Below are 16,701 nucleotides of genomic sequence, written 5' to 3'. Positions count from 1 at the left end.
TGGCGTAGAATGGGCCATTGGGATGCCTTGGAGCACAATCTATGCCCCGCTTCAGCCATACGATAGACAGCCATGTTTACCAGTTCGCCAGCCTGAAGGAGCTGCTGGCCAAGGCCACGCCGCTGCGTTCGGGCGACGTGCTGGCCGGCGTGGCGGCCGCCAGCGCGCGCGAGCGGGTGGCGGCGCAGCTGGCGCTGGCGGACGTGCCGCTGTCGGCCTTCCTCAATGAGGTGCTGGTGCCGTACGAAGACGATGAAGTCACGCGCCTGATCATCGATAGCCACGAGCGTGCCGCCTTTGCGCCGATTTCCCACCTGTGCGTAGGCGACTTTCGCGACTGGCTGCTGGACGACGCGACGGATACGCAGGTGCTGTCGCAGGTGGCCGCCGGCATCACGCCGGAAATGGCGGCCGCCGTCTCAAAAATCATGCGCCTGCAGGACCTGGTGCTGGTGGCCCGCAAGTGCAGGGTCGTCACGGCTTTCCGCAATACCCTGGGGCTGGAAGGGCGTTTGTCCGCGCGGCTGCAGCCGAACCACCCGACGGACGACGCCACGGGCATCGCCGCCTCCGTCCTCGACGGCCTGCTGCTGGGCAGCGGCGACGCCGTGATCGGCATCAATCCCGCCACCGACAATGTGGCGCAGGTGGTTTCGCTGCTGCAGCTGCTCGACGCCGTCATCGATCAATATCAGATTCCCACGCAGTCCTGCGTGCTGACGCACATTACCAATACGCTCGAAGCGATCCGCCGCGGCGCGCCCGTCGACCTGGTGTTCCAGTCGGTGGCGGGCACGCAGGCAGCCAACCGCAGCTTCGGCATCGACCTGGCCCTGCTGGCCGAGGGGCAGGCGGCGGCCCTGTCGCTGGGACGCGGCACGGTGGGCAGCAACGTCATGTATTTCGAGACGGGGCAGGGCAGCGCCCTGTCGGCCGGCGCCCACCACGGCATGGACCAGCAGACGTGCGAGGCGCGCGCATATGCGGTGGCGCGCGCGTATTCCCCGCTGCTGGTCAATTCGGTGGTGGGCTTCATCGGCCCCGAATACCTGTACGACGGCAAGCAGATCATGCGCGCGGGGCTGGAAGACCATTTCTGCGCCAAGTTATTGGGTTTGCCCATGGGCTGCGACGTGTGCTACACCAACCACGCGGAAGCGGACCAGGACGACATGGACGCCTTGTTGACCATGCTGGGCGTGGCCGGCTGCAATTTCATCATGGGCGTGCCGGGCGCGGACGATATCATGCTCGGCTACCAGAGCACCTCGTTCCACGACGCCCTGTATGCGCGCCGCGTGCTGGGCCTGCGCCCCGCGCCCGAATTCGCGGCCTGGCTGGTGCGCATGCGGATCACGGATGCGCGGGGAAATCTGAACGTGGCGCTGGCGCCGGCCTTCCAGGCGGCCCTGCTGCGCCTGGAAGATTAGGAGGATACATGGACGAGAAAACCCCGTGGCAAACGCTGCGCGCCCATACGGCGGCGCGCATCGCGCTGGGGCGCCGCGGCGTGAGCGTGCCGACCCGCGCGCAGCTGGCGTTCCAGCTGGCCCATGCGCAGGCGCGCGACGCCGTGCACCTGGCCCTCGATGGCGAAGCGCTGGCAAGCGCCCTGGCCGCGCAGGGGCAAGCCTGCGTGCAGCTGCACAGCGCCGCCGCCACGCGCGCCGACTACCTGCAGCGCCCCGACCTGGGGCGCCGGCTCGACGACGCTTCACGGGCGCGGCTGGCCGCAGGGACGACGGGAGTGGATCTGGCGCTGGTGGCGGCCGATGGCCTGTCGGCGCTGGCGATACAACGCCACGCGGCGCCGTTCCTGGCCGCCCTGCGCGCACGGCTGGCGCTGGAAGCGTGGACGCTGTCGCCCGTGCACATCGTGGCGCAGGGACGCGTGGCCGTCGGCGACGAGGTGGGGGAATTGATCAAAGCGCGGGCAGTGCTGGTGCTGATCGGCGAGCGGCCGGGCTTGAGTTCCCCGGACAGCCTGGGCCTGTACCTGACGTGGGCGCCCAAGGCAGGCTTGCTGGACGAGCGCCGCAACTGCATCTCGAACGTGCGCCCGGAAGGGCTGGCGTATGCGCCGGCCGCGTACCGGCTGCACTACCTGCTGTCGCAGGCGTTCAGCCGGCAGTTGTCGGGCGTGGCATTGAAGGATGAGACGGTGGAAGAGGGCGCGGCCCTGGCGGGCGCGCGCAACTTCCTGCTGGCGTGATCAGACTTCGCGGATTTCGTCCAGCGGCCAGCGCGGGCGCACGTTGAACGAGTAATCGTGCTTGGCGGCGGCCGGGTTGATCTGCAGGCGCATGGCGCCGGCAAAGGCGATCATGGCGCCGTTGTCGGTACAGAATTCCAGCTCCGGGTAATACACCTTGAAACGCTTCTTGGCGGCGGCCGCATTGAGCGAAGCGCGCAGCTGCGCGTTGGCGCCCACGCCGCCGGCGATCACCAGGCGCTTCAAGCCCGTGTGCTTGAGGGCCGACACGCATTTGGCGGTCAGCACGTCGACGATGGCGTCGACGAAGCCGCGCGCGATGTTCGCCTTGTCCTGCTCGCAGATATTGGCGATGACTTTTTCTTCATGGTTTTTCACCACGGTCAGCACGGCCGTCTTCAGTCCGGAAAAGCTGAAGTTGAAATCCTTCGAGTGCAGCATGGGGCGCGGCAGCTTATACGCCAGCGGGTCGCCGAATTCGGCCAGGCGCGAAATGGCGGGACCGCCCGGGTAACCGAGTCCCAGCAGCTTGGCCGACTTGTCGAATGCCTCGCCGGCCGCATCATCCAGGGTTTCGCCCAGCATCGTGTACTGGCCCACGCCATCGACGCGCATCAGTTGCGTGTGGCCGCCCGATACCAGCAGCGCGATGAAGGGGAATTCCGGCGGCTCGGACGCCAGCAGCGGCGACAGCAAATGGCCTTCCAGGTGGTGGATGCCCAGCACCGGCTTGTTGATGGCCAGGCCCAGGCTGCAGGCCACGGACGATCCCACCAGCAGCGCGCCGGCCAGTCCCGGCCCTTGCGTGTAGGCGATGGCGTCGATTTCGGACAGGCCGATGCCGGCCTTCGTCAGGGTCTCTTCGAGCAGCGGGATGGCGCGGCGGATATGGTCGCGCGACGCCAGTTCCGGCACCACGCCGCCGTACTGCTCGTGCATGGCTACTTGCGAGTAGAGGGCGTGCGACAGCAGGCCGCGTTGCGTGTCGTACAAGGCCAGGCCAGTTTCGTCACAGGAGGATTCGACGCCAAGAACAATCATGAAGGTACTGAATAGGGAGGAGTAATCCGCCATTGTAAAGGAAAGCCGCGCAGTCCACCGTGCGGCCAGCGCACCATTTCGGCGGCAGTGTGCACTTGCGCAGTGCGCCGCAGGCCGGTTTTGCCCGGGATTGCGGCTGCTTTACGCCTGGAACGGCACTGGCACCGCTCTTGCTTAGACAGGCGTGTGCCTTTCTCAAGGGAGCTTGCGATGTCGGAACAATGGAAAATGATTTGCCGCCTGAAGGACATGCCGCTGGCGGGCGTGCGCATGGTGCAGCGGGGCCTGGCGTGGCAGGATTTGCCCGGCGTGGCGCTGTTCCGCGCGGCTGACGATACGGTCTACGCGCTGCTCGACACGGTGCCCTGCCTGGGCGGCCCGCTGGCGCACGGGGTGCTGATGGAGAAGAACCTGATGGGGCCGAAAAACGGCTGGATCATCGAGCTCGATTCGGGCCGCCTGGTGGCGCCCGTGCAGGGCATGGCGCGCATGTACGCCGTGCGCATCCTGGACGGGCGCATCTACCTGGACGTCAATGAACTGAATATCCCGGCCAGCAAGGCGGAGCAGGCGTTGGCGGGATCGTTCGCCGTACTGCCGCATGTGCAGATGGCGTGATGAAGGGAAAAGCAAAAACGGCGCACAGGGCGCCGTTCTTTGTCTGCAGTGATGTGTCGGCTTACGCGCTACGCGCTAAGCCGACCTACGTATTGACGCGGCCGGCCGGGTAGGTCGGATTAGGCCCACAGGGCCGTAATCCGACAACATTGTTGGCGGTATATTTTACGCCGGGCGATTGAGCAGGTGCGCATGCGCGTCGCGCAGCATGGTGGCCGTCGTGTCCCAGTCGATGCAGCCGTCCGTGACGGAGCAGCCGTAGGTCAGTTGCGACAGATCTTGCGGGATCTTCTGGTTACCGCCGACGATGTTCGATTCGATCATCACGCCCACCAGCGAGCGGTTGCCCTGGCGGATCTGGTTGACCACGTCGCCCATCACCAGCGGCTGCAGTTCCGGCTTTTTATAGCTGTTCGCGTGCGAGCAGTCGACCACCAGGTTGGCGGGCAGCTTGGCCTTGGCCAGCGCCTGTTCGGCGATGGCGATCGAGACGGAATCGTAGTTCGGGCGGCCGTCGCCGCCGCGCAGCACCACGTGGCCATACGCGTTGCCGCGCGTGCGCACGATGGCGACGTTGCCTTCGCCGTTGATGCCCAGGAAGGAGTGCGGGTGCGCGGACGACAGGATCGCGTTGACGGCGATGCTGATGTCGCCGTCGGTGCCGTTCTTGAAGCCGACCGGTGTCGACAGGCCCGACGACATTTCGCGGTGCGTCTGCGATTCGGTGGTGCGCGCGCCGATGGCCGTCCAGGCGATCAGGTCGCCCAGGTATTGCGGCGAGATGGGGTCCAGCGCTTCGGTGGCGGTGGGCAGGCCCAGTTCGCACACATCGAGCAGGAACTGGCGCGCCTTTTCCATGCCTTCGTTGACCTTGAACGAATCGTCCATGTACGGGTCGTTGATATAGCCCTTCCAGCCCGTGGTGGTACGCGGTTTTTCGAAATACACGCGCATCACCAGCAGCATCGTATCCTTGACTTCCTCTTGCAGCGCTTTCAGGCGGCGCGCGTAATCGAGGCCGGCGACGGGGTCGTGGATCGAGCACGGACCGACGACGACGAACAGGCGCTGGTCCTTGCGGTCGATGATGTTGCGCAGCGCTTCGCGGCCGCGGCTGACGGTGTCGAAGGCGCTCTCCGACAGGGGCAGCTTGGCGTGCAGTTCGGCCGGTGTCGGCATGGGCGCGAAAGAGGTGACGTTGATATTTTCGATGTCTGGCGTATTCATGATTCTGGCTCGGCTTTCGCTATTGCGTTCTTTAAGAGGCAATAGTGTAGCGGAAATGCGGCCTGGCGGCGGGGATGGGGCCAAAACGGGAATGCATGAGTTGTTTTTATGGCAGGGCCGGCACGCCGCCGGCCCCTTGCTGCCGGGCGCTCAGTGGCCGCCGGCCAGGCTGGCGCCGGTGCTGTAGCGGGCGATGCGCTGGTAGTTGCCGGCCAGCTCGGGCGGCCGGGGCAGGCCGGGATGGCGCCGCACATGCGCGAGGATGGCCGTTTCATGCTGGCGTATCTGCGCGTCCAGGCAGGCGATTTGCTGACACAACAGGGCGTGCAGCGCATGCTGGCCAGCCTGCAGATGGGTATCGAGGCGCGCCGACTCCTGCTTGCGCACGCCTACGATGGCGTGCAGGCGGCGCAGCCACAGGCGCAGTTCCACGTAGGCGGGCGAGGGCGGCGTCCAGCCAGCGGGGCGTTTGTCCTCGCAGTAATTGGCCAGCACCACGGCGCCGTGTGCCGCGTTCTCGGGCAAGCCTTGGCCGCGCAGATAGTCTGCCAGTTGCGCGGGCTGGGCGTCGCAGACCAGCATGCCCATGTCCGCCAGCGCGCGGGCCGGCGCCTCGCTGTACGGGGCGTCGAGGCGCATGCAGACGCGCAAGCCCATGACGGGCACGTCGTTCCTTTGCAGCCAGCTGCGCAGCCAGCGGTAGCCGGCCATATCGTTTTCCAGCACCTTGCACAGCACGTCGCCGCCCGAGCGCAGCACGGCTTTCAGCAGCAGCTTGCCCGTTTCGATGCCGACGAAGGCAGTTTCCTGTTTGATCGCGTGTTCCATGATGAGTTCCCCCCTGTGCAGTCTTATACGCAGCGGCGGCGCGTTTGGATGCAGGCACGAAGCACATTCATCAAAAAAATAGCTGGAAAGACTGTTGCATCGGCGCCTATGGCATCCGCCAGCCCGTCTGCAAGGGGAAAAATCCGTGTAAGCTGGCGCCATGACGACTGTATCCATCCCCCATACCGACGTGGCCGGCGAGCCATTTCCCGCCGCGCGTTTTATTAAAGAAATAGGACGCGGCAAGAACGGCGCGCGCAGCATGACGCGTGACGACGCCTGCGCCCTGTACCGCGCCATGCTCGAGGGCCGCGTGTCGGACCTGGAACTGGGCGGCATTTTGTTGTCCATGCGCATCAAGGGCGAGTCCGTGGACGAGATCGCCGGCTTCCTCGACGCTGCCGAAGCCTCGTTCGCCCCGCTGGCCGCGCCGGCAGGCGCGTTCGCCCCGATCGTCATTCCCAGCTACAACGGCGCGCGCAAGATGGCGAACCTGACGGCCTTGCTGGCGCTGCTGCTGGCGCGCGCGGACGCACCCGTGCTCGTGCATGGCGTGACCAGCGACCCGGGCCGCATCACGACGGCCGAAGTGCTGGCCGCGCTGGGCGTGCCCGCCTCGCTCGACCATGCACAAGCCGAGGCCGCCATGGCGCGCGGCGAAGCGGCCTTCCTGCCGATCGACGCGCTGGCGCCGCGCCTGGCGCACATGCTGTCGCTGCGGCGCGTGCTGGGCGTGCGCAATTCCACGCACACCCTGGTGAAAATCATGCAGCCGTTCGCCGGGCCCGCCCTGCGCCTGGTGTCGTACACGCATCCCGAATACCTGGAAATGCTCGGTGAGTATTTCCTGACCGCCTGTGATCCCGCGCGCGGCGACGCCTTCCTGATGCGCGGCACGGAGGGCGAAACGGTGGCCAACGCCAACAAGGCGCAGCAGATCGACTGGTTTCACGGCGGCGAGCGCACGGTGCTGGTGGAAAAGCAGTTGCTGGTGGAAGAACTGCCGCATTTGCCGGCCGAGCGCGACGCGGCCACCACGGCCGCCTGGATCGCGGCCGTGCTGCGCGGCGAGCTGCCCGTGCCGCCGTCGATCGCCGAGCAGGTGGAGCAATGCCTGATGGCATCGCGGCAGATTGCGGCACGGCCGCGCTAGCCGCGCCGCCGCAGTTTACAATGGCGTCTTTGTAATCAGCGGTGACCGGAATTCTTATGGCAAAACAATTTGATGTGGCAGTGATCGGCGCGGGCGCGGCCGGCATGATGTGTGCGGCTGTTGCCGCCCAGCAAGGCAAGCGCGTGGTGTTGATCGATCACGCGGCCAAGCTGGCCGAAAAGATCCGCATCTCGGGTGGCGGGCGTTGCAACTTCACCAATATCAACGCCACCCCGCAAAATTTCCTCTCGGAAAACCCGCATTTCTGCAAGAGCGCGCTGTCGCGCTACACGCCGCAGGATTTCCTCGCGCTGGTGAAAAAATACCGGATCGGCTACCACGAAAAGCACAAGGGCCAGCAATTCTGCAATGAATCGGCCGAGCAGATTATCGACATGCTCAAGGACGAGTGCGCCGCCGGCGGTGTGCATTGGCGCATGCCGTGCAAGATCGACAATGTTGCCCAGCAAGCGGACGGCGGCTTCGTGCTGCAGACGGACAGCGGCGACATCGAGACGGCCAGCATCGTCATCGCCACGGGCGGCCTGTCGATCCCGAAGATCGGCGCCACCGACTTTGCCTACCGCATCGCCAAGCAATTCGATCTGGCGATGGTCGAGCCGCGTCCGGCCCTGGTGCCGCTGACGTTCGACCCGGCCAGCTGGGCGCCGTTCGCGGAACTGTCCGGCATCGCGCTGGAAGTGGATGTGGAGACGGGCAGCCTGAAAGGCCGCAAGGCCACGGGTGCGCGTTTCCGCGAAGATTTGCTGTTCACGCATCGCGGCCTGTCGGGCCCGGCGATTTTGCAGATTTCCAGCTACTGGCTGCCGGGCGAGCCCATCGTCATCAACCTGCTGCCGGAAGTGGACGTGGCGCAGACCTTGATCGAAGGCAAGGGCACCCTGAAGAAGCAGCTGGGCAATATCGTCGCCCAATGGCTGCCGCAGCGCCTGGCCGACTGCCTGCTGGCTGCCAACGGCCTGGCGCCGGACGCGCGCATCGCCGACATGCCCGACGCGCAGCTGCGCAAGCTGGGCCAGGCCATCAATGCCTGGTCCATCGTGCCCAACGGTTCCGAAGGCTACCGCAAGGCGGAAGTGACGCGGGGCGGCATCGATACGCGCGAACTGTCGCAGCAGACCATGATGGCCAATAAAGTGCCGGGCCTGTATTTCATCGGCGAGTCGGTGGACGTGACGGGCTGGCTGGGCGGCTACAACTTCCAGTGGGCCTGGGCTTCCGGCGTGGCGGCAGGTATTGCCTTGCAGTAAGCAACTCTGTAGGATGGGAGCACCGGTGCGTGGTTTACGCCACATTCCGGCAGCGACCTCAGGCTGCATGCCGCACGCAAGTGGGGAGGGGCTTCCCTTTCCGAATAAAAGCTGCTACTATCTATCTCTTCCTATACACCACCTCAACGGTTTGAATTTTACATGACCACTATTCGCCTTAAAGAAAACGAGCCGTTCGAAGTCGCAATGCGTCGCTTCAAACGCACCATCGAAAAAACGGGTCTGCTGACCGAATTGCGCGCTCGCGAATTCTACGAAAAGCCAACAGCTGAGCGCAAGCGCAAGCTGGCAGCTGCTGTCAAGCGTCATTACAAACGCATCCGCAGCCAACAACTGCCGAAAAAATTATTCTAAGACTGTTCAGTCAGAACCAACCCGGGTAGTTCGGCGCATTGTTCGCCACGGGTTTTGTTTTGATTCGCCTGGAGTGATACTTCAGATGAGTCGCATACCCGCTCCGGTTCGCCGCAGCGGGTTTTCGCTTTTGTGGCCCGTACTTGTTTCTGGCCGCGCACGAGCACCGTTCCCATACTGACCAACGAGGATTGCCATGAGCTTGAAAGAACAAATTACCGAAGACATGAAAAACGCCATGCGCGCCAAGGAAACGGGCAAGCTGGGCACGATTCGCCTGTTGCTGGCGGAAATCAAGCGCAAGGAAGTCGACGAGCGCATCGAATTGACGGATGCCCACGTGACGGCCATCGTGGAAAAGATGATCAAGCAGCGCAAGGATTCGATCACCCAGTTCGAAGCCGGTGGCCGTGCCGACCTGGCCGACATCGAAAAAGCCGAGCTGGTGCACCTGATCGGCTACATGCCTGCCGGTCTGTCGGATGAAGAAGTGGCGGCCGAAGTGGCTGCCGCCGTGGCCGCCTCGGGCGCCGCCGGTCCGCAAGACATGGGCAAGGTCATGGCCATCGTCAAGCCGAAGGTGGCCGGCCGCGCCGACATGACCGTGGTGTCCGCCCTGGTCAAGAAAGCCTTGACGCCGGCCGCGTAAGCAACAATAGTAGCAAGGGCTGCCAGCCGTCGCGCTGGCAGCCTGTTAAACAGCCCACACGTTGACCTGGCTCAACCTCAGGCCACGTGCGGTAGTATAGTCTGACCTATAACAAGACCCGCCCTCGCCAGTGATACCTCAATCCTTCATTTCCGATTTGCTCAACCGCGTCGATATCGTCGATGTCGTGGGGCGCTATGTGCAGCTGAAAAAAGGCGGCGCCAATTTCATGGGCTTGTGCCCGTTCCACAGTGAAAAATCGCCCAGCTTTACCGTCAGCCCCACCAAGCAGTTCTACCACTGCTTCGGCTGCGGCGCGCATGGCACCTCGATCGGCTTCCTGATCGAGTACTCGGGCATGGGCTTTGTCGACGCCGTCAAGGACCTGGCGCAAAACGTCGGCATGGTCGTGCCGGAAGCGGACGACAAGATCCCGCCGGCCCAGCGCGCGCAGATCCAGGCGCAAAGCCTGGCCCTGTCCGACGCCATGACGCAGGCGTGCGACTATTACCGGGGGCAATTGCGCCACGCGCCGGAAGCCATCGCCTACCTGAAGAACCGGGGCTTGACGGGCGAAGTGGCCGCCCGCTTCGGCATGGGTTTCGCGCCCGGCGGCTGGGATAACCTGCGTTCCGTCTTCCCCGATTACGACGTGGTGGCTCTGGCCGAGGCCGGTCTCGTGATCGACAAGGTCGATGAAGAGGGCAACAACCGCAAGCGCTACGACCGTTTCCGCGAACGCATCATGTTTCCGATTCGCAATACCAAGGGCCAGGTCATCGCCTTTGGCGGCCGCGTGCTCGACCATGGCGAACCGAAATATCTGAACTCGCCGGAAACCCCCTTGTTTTCCAAGGGATTCGAACTATATGGGCTGTTCGAGGCGCGCCAGGCCATCCGCGACGCCGGCTACGTGCTGGTGACGGAGGGTTACATGGACGTGGTGGCGCTGGCGCAGATGGGTTTCCCGCAAGCGGTGGCGACCCTGGGGACGGCGTGCACGCCCACCCACGTGCAAAAACTGCTGCGCCAGACCGATAACGTGATTTTCAGCTTCGATGGCGACAAGGCCGGCCGCCGCGCCGCCCGCCGCGCGCTGGAAGCGAGCCTGGCCCACGTGTCGGATAATAAAACCATCAAATTCCTGTTCTTGCCGGCGGAACACGATCCGGACAGCTATATCCGCGAGTTCGGCGCCGAAGGTTTCGAGCAGCAAGTACATGAAGCGATGCCGCTGTCGCAATTCTTGCTGAAAGAGGTGTCGGGCGAGCATGATTTGTCGGAACCGGAAGGGCGCGCCCGCGTGCAGTTTGACGCCAAACCCCTGCTGCAGCTGATGGCGCCGTCGTCCCTGCGCCTGCAGATCGTGCGCGGCCTGGCGCAGTTGACGCAGTCCACGCCGGCCGAGATCGAAGCCCTGTTCGAGCTGGCCAAACCCGTTGCCGTGGCGCACCGCGCGCCGCCGAAATCGGGCCGCCCCGTGCCTGTCGGCCTGGAATTGAAGATCATGCGCATGCTGGTGGCGCACCCGCCCTTGACCCTGCGCATCGATGAAGCGGCCCTGACCGCCTTCCAGCACCTGGGGCCCGATGCGGCGCACAGCCTGGGGCAGCTGGTGGCCGTGGGCCAGGCGCTGGGCGAGCACGGCAGCTTTGCCGCGCTGGCGCAGCAGCTGAAGGAGCTGGGCAGCGAATACGACGAGATCATCGGCGAGATCGCGGCCGGCACGGAATCCGATTACGACAGCGAATTGTCGTGGCTGGTGAGCACCATCCGCGAGATCAAATTGAATGCCTTGAAGGCGGAATTGCAGCAATTGTTTGCGTCGGGTTTGCCATCGGAGAAAATTGGTGTACGCTACCGCGAAATCATGCAGGAGCAAGGCGAGCTGGAACGCGAACGCGATGCCGAGTTGGTGAATCGCTAACCTTGCCCTGAGGGTATGGCGCGCACTGGAAAAACATTTTTCGCGTGCTATAATTAAATGCTAAGTATTGTGTGCTTTGGCAAGCTAGTTCTGTTTCGTAAATAGTATTTGTTTTCAGTAAGTTAGGCTCTTGATCGGCGCGGTGGATCGTGTCGGCAGCCAGGGCCAACTGGTGCTTTCGGCGTTGCGGGCAAGGCCCGCGGACGCTGGCAAGCCGCGCCAGGCTCTCGCTCCCAACGCGGTCGATGCAGGAATTTTTGCCGAGACGGCTGGCAACAGCCGGTGGACAGGAATTGCTGCGCTTCCCGCGGATCGTGGCCGATGAGGTGTAAGTAACGTAACAGTGTCGAATTTGCGTAGTCGGCAGGTTCGAAGATGGTGGTTCCCGCAGGTAGACAGGGAGCTGGCAGCAAACTTTATCCTAATCCACCGTAAAGCAAGTCGTTGTGTAATCGAAAGCGCCTGTGCCAATCAAGAAACCCGAATCCAAAGCGGCTGCAAAGCCCACTAAAGTTACCACGAAAGCCGAAAAGGCGCTCGATCGGCCAGAAGCGCGCGTGACCAGCGCGCCGCCTGTGGTCAGCCAGACCACCGACGCCGCCACCCTGGCGGCCATCGATACGTCCGGTTATGTCTTGCCGTCGGTAAAAGTGCCAGGCCGCCGCGGCCGCAAGCCAAAAGAATTCCAGCCAGAAAATGATGAAGTCGCCGCCCTGAACGCCGTCGAGCGGGCCGAACTGAAAGCCGTCGACAAGGCCAAGGCCAAGGACCGCAAGGCGAAAGAGCGCGCGCTGCTGAAGGACGCCTTCTCGTCCGACACGGAAGCGAGCGAGGAAGAACTCGAGCGCCGGCGCCAGAAACTCAAGACCCTGATCAAGTTCGGCAAGGAACGCGGTTTCCTGACGTATGCGGAAATCAACGATCACTTGCCCGAAAACATAGTCGATCCGGAAGCCATCGAAGGCATCATCGGTACCTTCAATGACATGGGCATCGCCGTCTACGAACACGCGCCCGATGCGGAAACGTTGTTGCTGTCCGATAACGTTGCCGTCGTCACCAGCGACGACGAGGCGGAAGCGGCGGCCGAGGCCGCCTTGTCGACCGTCGATTCCGACTTCGGCCGCACCACCGACCCCGTGCGCATGTACATGCGCGAGATGGGCTCGGTCGAGCTGCTGACGCGCGAAGGCGAGATCGAGATTGCCAAGCGCATCGAAGATGGCTTGAAAGACATGATCCAGGCCATTTCCGCCTGTCCCGTGACGATCGCCGAAATCATCGCCGCCGCCGACCGCATCGCCAACGAAGAGATCAAGATCGATGAAATCGTCGACGGCCTCGTCGATGAAAACGAACCGGTCGCCGCCGCTCCTGTCGTGGCCGCTCCCGTCGAAGAAGACGAGGAAGAGGGCGAAGCGGAAGAAGAGGAAGAGGAAGAAGAGGAAGAAGCGAGCGCTTCGGGCGCCGCCGGCTTCTCCGCCGAGCAGCTGGAAACGCTGAAACGCACGGCGCTGGAAAAATTTGCCGTCATTTCGCAGCAATTCGACAAGATGCGCCGCGCCTTCGAAAAAGAAGGCTACAACTCGAAACCGTACGCCAAGGCACAGGAAGCCATTTCGCAAGAGTTGCTGGGCATCCGCTTCACGGCCAAGGTCGTGGAAAAGCTGTGCGACACCCTGCGCGGCCAAGTCGACGAAGTGCGCCATATCGAGAAGCAGATCCTCGACGTGGCCGTGAACCGCTGCGGCATGCCGCGCGCCCACTTCATCAAGGTCTTCCCGGGCAATGAAACCAACCTCGACTGGGTCGATGGCGAAGTCAACGCAGGACACGCCTACAGCGCCATCCTGGGCCGCAACATTCCGACCGTCAAGGAACTGCAGCAGCGTCTGATCGACCTGCAGGCGCGCGTCGTCTTGCCGCTGCCGGACTTGCGCAATATCAACCGTCAGATGGCGGCCGGTGAAATGAAGGCGCGCAAGGCCAAGCGCGAAATGACGGAGGCCAACTTGCGCCTGGTTATTTCGATTGCCAAGAAATACACGAACCGGGGCCTGCAATTCCTCGACCTGATCCAGGAAGGCAATATCGGCCTGATGAAGGCCGTCGACAAGTTCGAGTACCGCCGCGGTTACAAGTTCTCCACGTATGCGACCTGGTGGATCCGCCAGGCGATTACCCGCTCGATCGCCGACCAGGCGCGCACGATCCGCATTCCCGTGCACATGATCGAGACGATCAACAAGATGAACCGGATTTCCCGCCAGATCCTGCAGGAAACAGGCGCGGAGCCCGATCCGGCCACCCTGGCGATCAAGATGGAAATGCCCGAGGACAAGATCCGCAAGATCATGAAAATCGCCAAGGAACCGATCTCGATGGAAACGCCGATCGGCGACGACGACGATTCGCACCTGGGCGACTTCATCGAGGACAACAACACCCTGGCCCCTGCCGACGCAGCGCTGCATGCGTCCATGCGGGGCGTGGTCAAGGACGTGCTCGATTCCCTGACGCCACGCGAAGCGAAAGTGCTGCGCATGCGTTTCGGCATCGAGATGTCCACTGACCACACCCTGGAAGAAGTGGGCAAGCAATTTGACGTGACGCGCGAGCGCATCCGCCAGATCGAAGCCAAGGCGCTGCGCAAGCTGCGCCACCCATCGCGCTCCGACAAGCTGAAAAGCTTCTTGGAAGGCAACTAGAAGCCAATAGGGCTTGACGTACGCCCCTGATACCCCTATCCTCGCGTGTCCGTTTCCAAAACGGCCGCGCGAGGCGGGCATCAACAGCGCCGCCACGCCGCAGTCCCCGGGCCTCTAGCTCATGCTTGGTTAGAGCAGCGGACTCATAATCCGTTGGTGCCGTGTTCGACTCACGGGAGGCCCACCAGAATTTAGCAATATTAGAACAAGCCCCGGCGGGCCACTGCCGGGGCTTTTTTTATGCGCGACAATCACCGCAAGGTTTGCTATTGGGACAGACTAGCTGGCTTCGCCACTAATTTCATCTTTATGGTGGTACGGAGCATATAAGAGGCGTTGCGTACTTTTCCTGCCGTTCAATCTTGTATTTGCAATTGAGTACACCGCAGCTCATCACCGTTTTGCAATACGGTTATGGTTGTGCTTGTGTCTGAATTGCGGACCTGACCCTGCCAACTTGCAATAATAGAATTAGCCCCGGCGGGCCACTGCCGGGGCTTTTTTTATGCGCGAGACAATCGTCGCAAGGTTTGGTCGTTCGGATGGGCTGGTTCTGGCTTCGTCACTAATTTCATCTTATAGCGGTACGGAGTGCATAGGAGGTGTGTGCACTTTGCCTGCCGTTCGTCCTTATATTTGCAATTAAGTACGCTACAGGTCATTATCGTTGTTCAATGCGGCTATGGTTGGGCTTGTGTCTGAATGGCGGACCTGACCCTGCCACCCTGTACATGGGCTAGTTGGCATGTACAGCGTGGTACGCCATTGCATGTTTTGCAGGAATTAGGTGGTTGGCAATCGACCCAGACGGTAAGACGGTATGCGCATTTTTCTGCTGGGCATCTTGCCACATACGTGTCAAAATTGCCATTGTTGATTTTTCCAGAGCGGACTAACTGATTTTTTATGATTTATTAAAACATCAAGTTGTCTTTTTGTGGATTTTATTTTTGATAATCCTTACTATTTTTAAAGGATGTATATATGGCAGAAGTAATTCGGATTGAAGTGGCGGATAAAGTTGTTACCATGCCAGTTGATAAGAAAACATTGGGTGAATTTATCTCTGGTTTGTTGGGGCAGCCACAAACTCTCGAACGTCGAATTCATACTGCTTTTTCGATTGATCATGCCTGGCTCATTCATTTTTGCTCATTGATTACTCAACGCATTAACCAACAAAATTCACATGAGCCTCTTTCATTTGAAGCTGTTATTTTTTACGGGGATGGAATTAAGAGGGTGATAACATCATTTTCTGCTTTTGAACATTTTGCGGAAACGCAAAATTTTATCTGCAAGGGTGTGAAAATAAGTATTAGCCTTTTGATTCAATTTCCCGGGAAACTTGTTCCGGAAAGACAGGATTTGGTTTTTGAGTTTGAAACAAGAACTGCTTCTGGAGGTTTTTTAGAGATTTTTCTTGGAATTAAAGAATCTACTGGGGTTGTTGATATAGAAATTAGGCATACAGAGCGAACTTGGGCAGACGATCTATTCCGATTGATTTTGGATGAAGTTGAGGCTATTAGTGTTGTTGATAAAGGAGTGAAAGAGTGGTTGCGACGTAAGGTTTTCCCACTTTATTCGTTGTTTTTTCCATTTTTTATGTTTTTCATGCTTGGTTTTGGTGCCTGGGATAAGCAGAGGAATGCGGATCTGTTGAAGTCGAAGTTGGACGCCCTAATAGGCGGGAAACAAGTAGGGTTAACTCAGCTTCATGAGAAAATGAATATATTGGTAAATTATACGTATGCCAATGATGGCCAACAATTTGGACATGTAGCTATTTTTGTTATTTGTTGCATGACGGCGATATTTGTTTTTTATCTTGCAATACAACTTGCAAGGCCTAGTCCATCGTTTGTGGTGTTGTCGAAGGCAACTGAAAGATATAGAGATAAAACATTAAAGAAACTACAAAGAAAAAATATTATGTTTATTGGGTCAATAGTTCTTACAATTATTTTGGGCCTGACAGTAAATTTCTTGTATGATATGGTTAAATAAGTAAGTTTCTATTTTCTGCCTATTTCTATTTTTGGTGCTGTAAATTTCACTGTTACTTGGCTCGCAATTTTTCTTCTGAATGGTTTGGGGATCGGGCGCGGTGTGGCATTCTTTATTTAGTGATATTTTTGATAGGTAAGTGATAAAAGCATCCGGTTTGCATGTAACTGGTAGGGAATGTGTCTCATAATCCGTTGGTGCCGTGTTCGACTCACGGGAGGCCCACCAGAATTGAGCAATATTAGAACAAGCCCCGGCGGGCCACTGCCGGGGCTTTTTTCGTGCTGTCGTACAATCGCGGCATGACGATTGATGAAGGATGAAACGAGATGACGGCTGAAGTGAAGATTGACGATATTGTCATCGGCGACGGCAAGGCGGCGGCGCGCGGCGCGCTGGTCACGGCGCATTACCGGGGCTGGCTGGACGATGGGACGGAGTTTGACTCGTCGCACAAGCGGGGCGAGCCTTTCCGCTGTGTATTGAGCAATAACAAGGTCATCCAGGGCTGGATTCTGGGTTTGCAGGGCATGCAGGTGGGCGGCACGCGCAAGCTGTGGGTGCCGGCGGAGCTGGCGTATGGCGAGCGGCAGGTGGGTTTGATTCCGCCGCATTCCAATTTGATCTTCGAGATTGAGTTGCTGGAAGTGCTGACGCGCGATTGATCGCTTGACGCGCAATC

The 16,701-nt window shown here is 60.7% G+C and carries 14 protein-coding genes, 1 tRNA gene and 1 pseudogene; 13 read left to right on the top strand and 3 right to left on the bottom strand.

Annotation, left to right across the window (positions count from 1 at the left end; translation table 11 throughout):
- The first annotated feature begins 41 nt into the window (after window positions 1-41).
- Together AC07VH_RS20925 and eutC are read left to right on the top strand one after the other, a co-directional pair.
- The gene (locus tag AC07VH_RS20925) at window positions 42-1,430 is read left to right on the top strand and encodes an ethanolamine ammonia-lyase subunit EutB (protein ID WP_494787868.1); all 1,389 of its coding nucleotides are present in this window, start codon (window positions 42-44) and stop codon (window positions 1,428-1,430) included.
- A gap of 8 nt (window positions 1,431-1,438) precedes the next feature.
- Entirely contained in the window at window positions 1,439-2,212 is a 774-nt protein-coding gene (gene eutC / locus AC07VH_RS20920; protein ID WP_494787867.1) for an ethanolamine ammonia-lyase subunit EutC, read from the top strand.
- On the opposite strand, the gene tsaD is transcribed toward eutC, so the two are convergent.
- Entirely contained in the window at window positions 2,213-3,253 is a 1,041-nt protein-coding gene (tsaD, locus tag AC07VH_RS20915; protein ID WP_070287772.1) for a tRNA (adenosine(37)-N6)-threonylcarbamoyltransferase complex transferase subunit TsaD, read from the bottom strand.
- Window positions 3,254-3,463: 210 nt separating this feature from the next.
- Between tsaD and AC07VH_RS20910 the strand changes: the two genes are divergently transcribed.
- Window positions 3,464-3,871 (top strand): nitrite reductase (NAD(P)H) small subunit, encoded by a 408-nt coding sequence (locus AC07VH_RS20910; protein ID WP_475417352.1) that lies wholly within the window; start codon window positions 3,464-3,466, stop codon window positions 3,869-3,871.
- Window positions 3,872-4,036: 165 nt separating this feature from the next.
- Here AC07VH_RS20910 and AC07VH_RS20905 read toward each other — a convergent pair whose 3' ends face one another.
- Both AC07VH_RS20905 and AC07VH_RS20900 read right to left on the bottom strand, forming a co-directional pair.
- On the bottom strand, window positions 4,037-5,098 hold the full coding sequence (locus AC07VH_RS20905; RefSeq protein ID WP_102294162.1) for a 3-deoxy-7-phosphoheptulonate synthase: 1,062 nt from the start codon (window positions 5,096-5,098) through the stop codon (window positions 4,037-4,039).
- A 150-nt stretch (window positions 5,099-5,248) separates the two neighbouring features.
- On the bottom strand, window positions 5,249-5,926 hold the full coding sequence (locus tag AC07VH_RS20900; RefSeq protein WP_494787866.1) for a hypothetical protein: 678 nt from the start codon (window positions 5,924-5,926) through the stop codon (window positions 5,249-5,251).
- A gap of 160 nt (window positions 5,927-6,086) precedes the next feature.
- On the opposite strand from AC07VH_RS20900, the gene ybiB reads away from it, so the two are divergent.
- The 10 genes and pseudogenes from ybiB (at window position 6,087) to AC07VH_RS20850 (ending at window position 16,684) form a co-directional block, all read left to right on the top strand.
- Window positions 6,087-7,079 carry a DNA-binding protein YbiB gene (gene ybiB / locus AC07VH_RS20895; RefSeq protein ID WP_494787865.1) on the top strand — a complete coding sequence of 331 codons (993 nt, stop codon included), beginning with the start codon at window positions 6,087-6,089 and terminating at the stop codon, window positions 7,077-7,079.
- Between the two features lie 56 nt (window positions 7,080-7,135).
- A complete protein-coding gene (locus tag AC07VH_RS20890; RefSeq protein ID WP_494787864.1) occupies window positions 7,136-8,350 on the top strand; it encodes a BaiN/RdsA family NAD(P)/FAD-dependent oxidoreductase in 1,215 nt (404 codons plus the stop codon).
- A gap of 162 nt (window positions 8,351-8,512) precedes the next feature.
- Window positions 8,513-8,725: a 30S ribosomal protein S21 gene (rpsU, locus tag AC07VH_RS20885; RefSeq protein WP_008451879.1), complete on the top strand. Its 213-nt coding sequence runs from the start codon at window positions 8,513-8,515 to the stop codon at window positions 8,723-8,725.
- Between the two features lie 196 nt (window positions 8,726-8,921).
- Window positions 8,922-9,374, top strand: coding sequence for a GatB/YqeY domain-containing protein (locus AC07VH_RS20880; protein WP_494787863.1), 453 nt, complete (start codon window positions 8,922-8,924; stop codon window positions 9,372-9,374).
- Window positions 9,375-9,504: 130 nt separating this feature from the next.
- Window positions 9,505-11,301, top strand: a complete 1,797-nt coding sequence (gene dnaG / locus AC07VH_RS20875; RefSeq protein ID WP_494787862.1) for a DNA primase — start codon at window positions 9,505-9,507, stop codon at window positions 11,299-11,301.
- A 464-nt stretch (window positions 11,302-11,765) separates the two neighbouring features.
- Window positions 11,766-14,009, top strand: coding sequence for an RNA polymerase sigma factor RpoD (gene rpoD / locus AC07VH_RS20870; RefSeq protein ID WP_076567827.1), 2,244 nt, complete (start codon window positions 11,766-11,768; stop codon window positions 14,007-14,009).
- Window positions 14,010-14,117: 108 nt separating this feature from the next.
- Window positions 14,118-14,196 (top strand) — tRNA-Ile (locus AC07VH_RS20865).
- A 542-nt stretch (window positions 14,197-14,738) separates the two neighbouring features.
- Window positions 14,739-14,909, top strand: a pseudogene (locus AC07VH_RS20860) (site-specific integrase); the annotation flags it as partial.
- 84 nt (window positions 14,910-14,993) lie between these two features.
- Entirely contained in the window at window positions 14,994-16,019 is a 1,026-nt protein-coding gene (locus AC07VH_RS20855) for a hypothetical protein (protein ID WP_494787861.1), read from the top strand.
- A gap of 329 nt (window positions 16,020-16,348) precedes the next feature.
- On the top strand, window positions 16,349-16,684 hold the full coding sequence (locus tag AC07VH_RS20850) for an FKBP-type peptidyl-prolyl cis-trans isomerase (RefSeq protein WP_494787860.1): 336 nt from the start codon (window positions 16,349-16,351) through the stop codon (window positions 16,682-16,684).
- Window positions 16,685-16,701 lie beyond the last annotated feature (17 nt).

This window comes from Janthinobacterium sp. GW821-FHT03C10 (assembly GCF_059420865.1).
This window is presented reverse-complemented; position numbering and strand designations above follow the sequence as displayed.